Origin of the sequence: Campylobacter concisus (assembly GCF_902460705.1) — a bacterium.
Lineage (GTDB): Bacteria > Campylobacterota > Campylobacteria > Campylobacterales > Campylobacteraceae > Campylobacter_A > Campylobacter_A concisus_Z.
Map to the genome: position 1 here is coordinate 123,056 of NZ_CABPUP010000004.1, position 10,481 is coordinate 133,536.

At 30.9% G+C, this 10,481-nt stretch carries 8 protein-coding genes; all 8 read right to left on the bottom strand.

All coding sequences use genetic code 11. The features are described from left to right. Positions 1-549: retention module-containing protein (locus tag F3G75_RS06915; RefSeq protein WP_188115400.1), on the bottom strand; the 549-nt coding region annotated here is incomplete at its 3' end. A gap of 235 nt (positions 550-784) precedes the next feature. Next, positions 785-3,646: a type VI secretion system Vgr family protein gene (locus F3G75_RS06920; protein ID WP_188115401.1), complete on the bottom strand. Its 2,862-nt coding sequence runs from the start codon at positions 3,644-3,646 to the stop codon at positions 785-787. Next, complete coding sequence (locus F3G75_RS06925; protein ID WP_223154353.1) at positions 3,643-4,182, bottom strand: hypothetical protein; 540 nt, start codon at positions 4,180-4,182, stop codon at positions 3,643-3,645. The genes F3G75_RS06920 and F3G75_RS06925 overlap by 4 nt, the downstream gene beginning before the upstream one ends. Next, positions 4,179-4,739 carry a hypothetical protein gene (locus F3G75_RS06930; RefSeq protein WP_223154354.1) on the bottom strand — a complete coding sequence of 187 codons (561 nt, stop codon included), beginning with the start codon at positions 4,737-4,739 and terminating at the stop codon, positions 4,179-4,181. The genes F3G75_RS06925 and F3G75_RS06930 overlap by 4 nt, the downstream gene beginning before the upstream one ends. Beyond that, on the bottom strand, positions 4,736-5,227 hold the full coding sequence (locus F3G75_RS06935) for a hypothetical protein (protein WP_223154355.1): 492 nt from the start codon (positions 5,225-5,227) through the stop codon (positions 4,736-4,738). The genes F3G75_RS06930 and F3G75_RS06935 overlap by 4 nt, the downstream gene beginning before the upstream one ends. A 182-nt stretch (positions 5,228-5,409) precedes the next feature. Then, entirely contained in the window at positions 5,410-5,931 is a 522-nt protein-coding gene (locus F3G75_RS06940; protein ID WP_054195925.1) for an Hcp family type VI secretion system effector, read from the bottom strand. 65 nt (positions 5,932-5,996) lie between these two features. Continuing rightward, complete coding sequence (locus tag F3G75_RS06945) at positions 5,997-6,917, bottom strand: hypothetical protein (protein ID WP_149717039.1); 921 nt, start codon at positions 6,915-6,917, stop codon at positions 5,997-5,999. Positions 6,918-6,926: 9 nt separating this feature from the next. Next, complete coding sequence (gene tssM, locus F3G75_RS06950) at positions 6,927-10,415, bottom strand: type VI secretion system membrane subunit TssM (protein WP_149717040.1); 3,489 nt, start codon at positions 10,413-10,415, stop codon at positions 6,927-6,929. Between the last annotated feature and the right edge of the window lie 66 nt (positions 10,416-10,481).

Sequence of the window (10,481 nt, forward strand, 5' to 3'; positions counted from 1 at the left end):
CAATGGAATTTTTATACTTCCTGCTGGTAAAGCAGGTCCTGTTGCTTCAGCTCCAGCTCCAGCCCCAATAGCACTTCCTCCACTTACACCAAAGCTATTATCTCCACCTGCTGCTAGAGATAAAGCATCTATGCTTCCTACATTAGCATTGATGTTACTAATGTGGCCTCCTTCTGCAAAGCTAGTAGAAGATAAGCTTACGCCATCTCCACCATTACCACCTGCTTGTGGACCACCTGCTGCAGTTTCTTCTAGAGCATTAAGATCTGTTCCCTTTAAGATGGCTTGTTGTAAAGCTGAGATATCAGCTACTGTTTCGTTATTATTAGAGTCTTGATCTAGAGTTAGAGTATCTTTACCTATTAAAGTTATATCTTTACCATCAGTTTGAGTTATTGTTACTTTAGAGTTAGAACCCTCTGTAACTATCTTTTCACCTTGGTATACAATATCTCCTACACTTAATTGTCTTACCTCTCCTGTTAGGTCATTAAGTGCTCTTGCTATTCCTCCGTTTATACTTTTAACTACTCCGGCTTCTTTGGCCATCATGCTCTCCTTATTGTTTATAGTATTTGAAATTTTGAATGAATTATATAAATTTTAGAAGTATATGTCTATTGTACTGGGGTACAATGTTGAAAAATTTGTGTGGCTAGCTTTTATATTAGCTCTAAATTTAGCCTTTGCCTTTAAAATTCTTAGTTTTAGTTTTAGCAGAGATTGATTTTATTTAAAAATTTAAAGACCTACTAAAATACAAAGTAAGTCTTTAAATATGATCTTATAAAGCCTTTATATCTCCACCGATAACTCTTAGCCCTCTACTATCAAATATCGCCTTTACGCCAGCTACTTCTATAACGACGCTTGATCCTTCTATCGTTACTTTTGTGCTACCTACTTGATGGATTATCTTATCTTTGGCATTTACCTCATAAGTCGTCTCTATATTGCTAAATTTTGAATCAGCGATCTCTGTGTGCTGGGCAGCTGTTTTTGTTGTGAAATTTGACTTAGCATTTATATCAATGTAGCTATTTGCCTGAAGCACAATATGCTCATTACTAAATTCATTTATACCTTTTTGTGAATTTAGCTTATAGCCACCATCTATATTTTGCTCTTTTGTGCCTTTTATCTCTCTCATCTCATCATTATGTATGGTAGTATTAAGATTTGATTTTACTTCTACAAATTTATCATGTCCTACAAATTCATGACTATTTTGGCCTACTCTTGTGTTATTATCAACAGCTACATTTAGCGTATTTGAGACGCCTACTACTGTATCTTTTGAAAGTCCAACTGTTGTTAGATACTCGCCTCCGACATTTACGTTTTTAGCAAGATCTATCGTCTGGATGTGGGCTTTTTTTACTCGTTCAGTATAACTTCCATGTACTTGTGAACTTTTGTCATTTAGTATTGTTTGAGAAAAGTCGTTATTTACAAGCTCGTCATAATCCTTTTCTGCTTTTACATAAATTTGCTCTTTATTTTTTAAATTTGATAAAGTGATCTCGTTTATACCGGTCTCATTTGCACCGATTGTCTTTGAGCTAAGAGATGTTTGGTGATAGTTACTATCTACATTTACAAGTGGCGTATTTGAGGCATTATATAGGCTGCCACTTACCACTGGGTTATCTATGTCATTTTGTAAAAACGAGATGATAACCTCATCGCCAATCCTTGGTATAGCAAAAAATCCTGAGCTATTGCTAGCAATAGGCGTTATCACTCTTAGATAAGCACTCTTATGATAGCTTGCGTTGATGGCATCGTCTTTATCGATTATCTCTTGCGTACTAAAAGCATTTAACCTCACCTTTACTCTACCATAGCTATCAGTATGGATCGTGTTATTTTGGCTGTTTAGCCCATCTTGACCGACTACAAGGCCTAGCGTGATGTCTGGTGCTTTTGGCTTTTGCTTGTAGCTTGGGACAAATTTCACACTACTTGGAATGATGCTTATCTCATTTGTGTATGAGCTTATAAATTTTTTATCTTTAAATGGGACATTATCGCCTAAATTTAAGGTATTTTCTAAAACGCTCTCATCAATATAAGTATGCTTTAAAGCTATTATTTTAAACTCATATTCGCCCTTGCTAGCATCAATAGCTACCGAGATATTATCATTTAAATTTAGTGCAAATACATTTGAACTAGCGGTAAATTCTTTTAAAAGCATATCACTTCTTAGTTTCTTAAGGTAGGTGCTAACTTCAAGCAAGCTAGTGTCGCTAAATGAATACTCATCTAAATTTATATGCTTGTCATAGATATTTACCTGCTCGTCAAATATCTTTTCATTTTTACTCTCTAGCACATTTGGATAAGCTGTATTTTGAAAAGAGTGCGTAAAGCTATTTGCCTTTAGTGTCTCACTCTTTGTTATTTTATTTATGTGTTCGGTTGCTAGATTATTATTCAAATTTACATTAAAGCTTACTTTTCTAGCTTCCTTGCCGTTACTTATGTCACTTGAAGTAAAATTTTCATTTTGATTGCTATAAGCTAGTATAAATGTATCATGAAAATAAATTTTTTCATTGTCTTCATAAAAATATATACCGCTATCATGGCAAAGTCTTGTTATAAAGGCTAGGTCGCTCTCATTGTACTGGGCTATAAATTCTCTCTTGTTGTAGTTATTTTTGATATTTGAGAAGTCCAGCTCTTTGGTTAGCCTTTGTTTATTAAAAGCCAAAATATCTTTTACTACTTCTAAAATACTCTGGTCTGTATAAATTCTATTTGCTCTATTTATGCTTAGTCTATATAGTGGTGAAGTTAACTTGAATTTAAAGAAGTATTTTTTATCTATATTTGTACTAGTCTCATCGTCTACGCCAAGATACTCTACATCGCTTACTATTCCACTAAAGTGCATGTCGTTTGAGCTACCATCTGGAACGATATTTTTATTTGTTGAAGACGGCCTTTTTATGCTTAGCTTTATATTTTTATCAAGATATTTATATATGCTTGAGTAACTTTTATCGTTATTGTAGATGGTGTCTAAATTTTCATAAAGCGGGTTTTTCACCAAATTTATATAAGCAAAGCACTCTATGCTAAATATACTTTCTAAATTTTCATAAATATCTGCACGTGTAACTATAAATTTATCGTTTGACTCGTTTGCTATCTGAAGAGTTGAGAAAGTATCGTTAGATACGCCGTAGTCCACAAAGCCATCTGTTGCCACTGAGTTACCGGATGCTAGCATGACAGGCTTAGTCAGTGATGATGTTGGCGATGTTAAATTTTTGTCCATTTGTTGCTCTTTCAATCTTTTTTCGTTTTCTTCTTCTCTAAGTTTTTTAAAGTATTTCTTTTCTGGTTCTTTAATATTATAAAATCTATTAACTTCTTCTTCTATTCCACCACGTTCAGCTTCTTTGTTTATTTTTTCTTTAAGATTAGCATCTTTATCTATATAATTTTTGGCGGCATCTGCATTTCCTTTAAAAATCTCTCCAATAATTGGTATTTTTGAGAAAGGATAAGAAAAGGTATCAATAGCATTTTGTGAGTTAGTAAATTTATTATTTTCTTCATTAAAATTTTTTAATTCTATATTATCATTTTTTATATCAAGTTTCTTTTTGCTAGCGTTAAAAAAATCCATCATCTTTTCTCGCTTTCCAAAAGCTTATCTAAATCTTTTTCATCTCCTACTATCTTTAATATAACTCTCAAATAACCATAATAATAAGGATCTTGCCCATGACCTAATAGTTTTTTGATTAATTTAAATTTTTCCTCTTTAAATTCTTTATATTTTGGTGTTTTAATAAATTCAAGCAACTCAGGGCTTGCTTTTTTCTCTTTTATGCCATCACTGTTTTCTCTAAAAAAGACTAGGAATTCTGTTGCTATAATTGCGGTTAGCCATTTATCTGGCGTAATATCTTTATTTAAAAGTAAGTCAAACGTTTTAGTCTTATTATTTTCATAAGCAGCATCTAGTAAATTGGAGCCATCATTAGCGAAGCTTGGGACTATATTAGCATCACAACCAAGCTCATCTATGTAATATTCTATACATTTAGCAGTATTTTCATCAGTCATATTTTTATCAAAAATCATAGCAAACATATTTAAACAATTTGCTTCATGCGAATATAAAGATGTTATGAGAAATATGATTATTGCTAATTGCTTCATTGTACTAATTCCTTTTGAGTTCTATTCTTTAATAGATTATCTAAATCCTTTTCATCATTTATGAGTTTCAAAATATATTTTAAATATTTGTAGTCTTTAGGGTCTTGCCCGTATTGTAGTTGCTTTTTAATTAATTTAAATTTCTCTTCTTTAAATTCTTTATATTTTTGAGTTTTTATAAATTCTAGTAGCTCCTTGCTAGGTGTTTTACTCTCAAATCCAACTCCATTATCTTGAAAAAAGAATAAAAATTCTGATCCCATAGAAAAAGCTAATCTGCCATTTGGCTTTGTGCCTTTATCTAAAAGGTCATCAAAAGTCTTAAATTTTTTCATTAAAAAGGCGATTTCTAATAAATTTGGCTCATATCTAAGTTCATTACTTTTAAAAGTTATATTCGCATCGCAATTAAACTTGTCTATATAGTAATCTATGATTTTAGTGGTATTTTCATCACTTACACTTTTATCAAATATAGCAGCGAACATATCCGTGCAGTTTGCTTCGTGTGAATATAAAGATGTTATGAAAAATATGATTATTGCTAATTGCTTCATTGCACTAATTCCTTTAGAGTTTCATTCTTTAATAAATTATCTAAATCTTTTTCATCATTTACAAGCGTTAATACTTTCTGTAAAAGGATATAGCCTTTTGGATCTTGCCCATGTTCTAGGAGTTTTTTGATTAGCTTAAATTTCTCTTCTTTAAATTCTTTATATTTTTGAGTTTTTATAAATTCTAGTAGCTCAGGGCTTGGTGACTGCCCTTCTAACTTAACACCATTTTCTTCAAAAAAAAGCAAAAAGTCTAATCCTATTGAACCAGCCAACCATACATTAGGTACTGCACCTTTTTCTAAAATCTCGTCAATACTTTTAGGCTTATTTGCGCTATATGCAAATTCTAATAAACTGGCTTTCATTGTGAAATTCGGTAAATTTATACTAGCATTAGCATCACACCCAAGATCATCTATATAGTATTTTATATACTTAGTAGTTTCAGTATCACTTAAATTTTTATTAAAAATGAGTCCAAACATATCCGTGCAATTTACTTCGTGTGAATATAAAGATGTTATGAGAAATATGATTATAACTAGGTGTTTCATATCGCATTTCACATATCATGTTAATTTAAAAGATAAAGATAAAAAGGGCTCATCTGTGTCCTTCTAGCTAGAAGATGATTTTATTAACCCTAGGGGTAAACCCTAGGTTGGTTTTAAGCTTTTTTAGTAGCTTCTCTCCAGTCGTCGCTTCCGCTTGTGCCTGCAGCTACGTGTTCCCAAACTATCTTTCTATAGTTCATAGAAACTTTGAAAAGCTCTGTTTTGTCGCTGTTTAGCTTGTCTTGAGCATTTGGACTTACTAGAGTAATATCTGTTATAGTTGCATCTTCTAGTTTTGTAGTAAAGAAATGCTCCGCACCACCACTAGTTGATGTTCTATACCAATAGATCTCAACCTCTGGAAGTCTTTCACCTTGTGTTAAAGCATTGTAAAGAAGTGGAACAGCTTTATTTAGTGATGTAGTAAAACTAAATGGCTTATGGACTCTTTGACCTGATGGTTGGCCACTTTGTGGATCAGTTGGAACTGTTACTATATGAGAAACCTCTTGAGCCATGATCTCATCTTCGTGACCTGACTGATAGCGATTACCTATACTAGCTTCTGTTGAAGCACCACTTGAAATAAGTCCTTGTGTAGAACCTTTCACTTTAATATACACTGGTTGTGACATATTTACTCCTATTAAAAAGTTTGGATTATTCTATCTTTTATTTACTTTCTGTTTTATTAAAAACATTACTTTTTTAACATATAGCTTTGAAGGGCTTTATGCAATAGATAATTAAACGCTTCCTTATCTTCCTTAGTGCTTTTTAGTACGGCTCCTGAAAGATATTTAAAAAATGAGTTATTCTCGACTATATCATACATTTGGCTATATAGCTCTTTGCATATAAGCTTAACCAAAACAGTATTTATTAGTTCTATCGAGTCACTAAGAGGAAGAGTTTTCATGATTGTTTCCATATCTTTTGTATTTAAAGTCCTAGTCTGCTCACTTATAGGGCTCATATTTGGTTGCAATTTTATACTCTCAACTATCTTTGTCAAAAGCTCATCCATGCTTTTTGCAGTTAGCATATTTTGATTATTTGCATTTTTTTCTTCATCAAAATTTTGAGCTATCTCATTTAAATTTAAAACTGCATCGTGCGCATTTTCATTTAAAGTGATATCTTTTTTATCATTTATTAATGAGTTTATCTTTGGTTCTTCTTTAAAATCAACATTTGAAATTTTACCAACTGGCTCAAAACGTTTATCATCAAGCTTGTCAAAATTTTTCGTATTTTCTATTATCTTATGGGCTTTTCCTATATATTCATCAATCCTAGAAGGGTCTATAAATATAAATTTTAACTCCCCTATCCTAAAGACATCGCCCAAATTTATGACGCTCTCATAGTCATCTGGAAGCTTTGAATATGAATCACTATAAAAAATTTCACAATCTTTATAGCCACAGATTGTGAAAACCCCCTCTTCAAATCCAACATGAGCGTGTTTTGGTGCGATTGAATCGCTCATATCATTACAAGAAAATTTTGTAGTGTCTAATGAGCCTATATCACCGCCATTTTCATCAAAAATGATAAATTGAGCTGAAAAGCTTGACGCTTTATCGTAATTTTGTATAACTGCTGCTATTTGTTGCATATTTTATCCTTAATAAAGCATCTTCTTTGGTAAATTTATCGTTGGTATGATATCCATAAGCTCTAAAAGCTCTCCTCCATTTGGTGTTACTTCAAAGCCAAAATACGAATCTCTTCTACCATCAAAATTAAACGTACTAACGCCAACGCTACTAAAATTTGAAGCTTTTAATATCTTATACCAGCCCCACTCTCCATCAAAGCTTAGCTCTTTTCTCTCGCTTCCAGTACTTGAAACTGCATTGAATTTAAACTGTGTTGATATATCAAAATTTTTGCTTGAAACTATCAAATTTGAGGCAATTGTATGATCATAAGTCAAAGAGTTATTAGAATAACTAATATTTATATGGCTAAAATTTGCCGATAAGTCGACAGCTTTTAAATTATAATTTAATTTTAGTTCATCATTTGAATCAAGCATTAAATTTGAAATTCTGTCTATATAGGCAATATTTTTAAGGAAATCTCTGCTAAATCTTAGCTCTTTTGCGTATTTTGGTCTTATTTTATAACCATCAGCGGTTTTACTTAAGATTTGTTTTAGATATCTGTCATAAAAGCTGTTCCAAGTTCCGTTTTTGCCAAAGAATCTTTTAAATTCTTCTATGCTGACAGCCTTTGGAGATTGTTCATTAAATGGATAAAATGGCTTGATAAGACTTTCAAAATCATCAAAAACATCATCTCTATATGCTGTTGATAAAAGCGCTGAAGCGCCATTTTCTACTTGTTTCCATGCAAGTGTCGACAACTTTTGATAATATTCATTTAACTCATCTGGAAGCTTCTTAGCATCATTATTTAAGACAACGAATGGGTCGTTTTCGTTTTTTATACCATTTATTGCATAAACTATTTTATCATCGTTGCTTTGAAGCATTTCGAAGTTATAGTCACTAACTTTTTTATAAACACTTGTTACGTCATTGCTTATAATATCTAGCAAGTCATTAGAATTTAACGCATGATAGTTAGTAAATTTAGCACTAAAATCACTGAAAACACGCTTTATCTCACTTGAAGCAAATCCTAGAGAATAGATATATTTTAGTAAATTCTCATCATTTAAATTTGTATTTTGATTAGTTAATTTTATTAAAGAATTTAAAGGATTTTCTCTTTTTGATAAGATGTCAAGCTCTTCTATAACCTCTTTTTTTGTGGTAAATTCATTTGGCTCTATTTCTCTTAAAATTTGACTCCACTTATCAGCATAATTTTGCAAATAAAGCTCTATTACAGCAATACTTAACTCTTTCTTATCATTTGAGCTAATATCTTTTAAGGAAGAATTTGTCTCCATTAGCCAAGATTCTATTCCAGCTGTTTGATCTATGTTTGAGCTAAGCTTTGACAAGAAATCTCTTAAATTTTCTTTTGTATAAATTTTATTAAATGGCTTAAATGCTTCTTTCTCTTGGACTACTGTGTATAAATTTTCTACATCTTTTTTAATATCGTAAAAAGATTTATCGTCTTTGAATGATATGAACTCAAGTATATAGTAGAGTCTTTGTGCTCTTTGCACAGGCGATAGTCTCGTATTTGCTATACTTTGAGCAACTATATCTGCAGTTATGTTTAAATTTTCTGCATTTAAGATAGCTTCAATATGCGCTAAAAATTCATCTTTTGCAACGCCATATTTTTCAAATTTATCCCAGTTTGTGCTAATCCAAATTTTAAATAAATCCACATTTGTGTAGTCTTTGTCAAAGAGTGAATCATACATATAAAATGCTTTTATTAGCTTATCTGGATCGCTTTCATTTTTTAGTATATTTTCCATTTCAGTTAAAACTGTATTTTTGAAAAAATCAGCATTCAAATCATAGTAAAGTGCTTTAACTGGAGTGAAGCCTTTATACGAAGTATCTAGTGTTATATACTCAAATTTAGTATCGCCGCTAAAGATTCTTGGATAGTCATTTAGACTTTGTTTTAGTAAATTTAGAAGCTCAATCTTTTGTGTTGGAGAGAGATCCTTGTATTTTTTACCATCAAGGTATGAAGAAATTTTATTTGCATTATTTATAGCATTTTGCTCTTTTATATTTTTGGTATCTATAATAAAACTAGAACCCAAATATACTCCAGCACAAAGTATGGCTACTAAAATAAAATTTGCAAATTTTGTAAATCTATTTTGAGCACTAAATTTATTTAAGTTGGCTTTAAAAGCTATCTCTTTTAAAAATGATTTTACAAAATAGCTTTGTTTACTATAGTTATTTACTGCTCTTAAAAGTGGTTTTTTGATGTTATATCTATCGCAAATAGTGTTTGTAAGGTAGTTTATAGGTATATTTTCTTGATAAGCACTAACGAAATAAATTCCATTTATGGTTGAGCTATTTTTAAGTGCATTTTGAGAGCTTAGCTTTGTTACAAAATCTTTCACTAAAGCAAAAAAATTATCAAGTTGTTTTAAAAAGAGATATGAACGTTTTTTATCTTCCAATAAATGCGAAATCGAGTTCTTACTCATGAGATGTTTAAGTAGTGACTCGCTTAGGCTTTTTAGCTCAATTTCTAGTGATTGTTTTGAGAAATTTGAATCTAAGTTTATTCCTAGAGCTTTATTTGCCACATCTTCATTGAAAAGCCTAAAATAATCTCCCATGCCATCTATTAAGTCAAGTTTGCTAAAAACAATATAAATAGGGAATTTAATATTTAGATGTTTCTCACAGTCATTAACCCTTTTTATCATATATCTAATTAATTCATCAAAATATTCTTGCGTGCCTTCAAGGAATTTTTTAGTATCTATGATTAAAACCGCACCACTTAATCTAGCGTTAAAATCATTTCGTTTTAAAAAGTGTAAAAATTCACTCCAGATACTTTTTTTAAGCAAGTAATCCCTATTTTTATCCACATCATCTTCAGGAAGCTCTTCAGTAGCTGTTGGCTGGTACAAGCTCTCTTGCGCAAAATGTATACCCTCAGTATCTAAAAGCGCACCAAATTTTGAAATGTAAAGATTAAAGTTTGTTGTACTTTTGTGTATTTTTTTATAAGTATCTAAACTATCAGATAGTGGAAATTCTATATTTGAGTAGTTTATAAATGCGCTCTTTCCAGCACCTTCATTACCCATTATCATTATTAAAGGTAATTTTTTAAAATTTATATCTTTTTTCCATGTTGTTTTGGCATCTTTCAAAGAAAGCATAAAATTTCTTTTTGCCTTACCAAAACTATCCATAGACTCTTTTTTTATCTCTTTTAGCTTATTATTTTTTTCATCTTTTTGAGATGCTAAATAGTGCATTAATGGTTTGATTAAAACAAAAAACAAAATAACTGCCCAAAATGCAATTAATATAGTGACTCTTGAACTTATACTAGCAAAGCTATATACATCATTAAAAGCTATAAGTGGAGCATAAAGCCAAAACAAGATACTTAATGCAATAGAAGCTACCAAAATGGTACTGTGTTTAAATCTAAAAAAAACAAAAAATCTTCTTAAGTAATCGATAAATGCCATTGATGCACATCCTTTTACAAATAAATATATTTCTTTAATGTAATAATAACAAATATTTTAGATTTT

Excerpts from the sequence above, each read along its gene's own strand:
- F3G75_RS06920 (WP_188115401.1), bottom strand. The coding sequence starts at position 3,646 with ATGATGGATTTTTTTAACGCTAGCAAAAAGAAACTTGATATAAAAAAT.
- F3G75_RS06925 (WP_223154353.1), bottom strand. The coding sequence starts at position 4,182 with ATGAAGCAATTAGCAATAATCATATTTCTCATAACATCTTTATATTCG.
- F3G75_RS06930 (WP_223154354.1), bottom strand. The coding sequence starts at position 4,739 with ATGAAGCAATTAGCAATAATCATATTTTTCATAACATCTTTATATTCA.
- F3G75_RS06935 (WP_223154355.1), bottom strand. The coding sequence starts at position 5,227 with ATGTTTGGACTCATTTTTAATAAAAATTTAAGTGATACTGAAACTACT.
- F3G75_RS06940 (WP_054195925.1), bottom strand. The coding sequence starts at position 5,931 with ATGTCACAACCAGTGTATATTAAAGTGAAAGGTTCTACACAAGGACTT.
- F3G75_RS06945 (WP_149717039.1), bottom strand. The coding sequence starts at position 6,917 with ATGCAACAAATAGCAGCAGTTATACAAAATTACGATAAAGCGTCAAGC.
- tssM (WP_149717040.1), bottom strand. The coding sequence starts at position 10,415 with ATGGCATTTATCGATTACTTAAGAAGATTTTTTGTTTTTTTTAGATTT.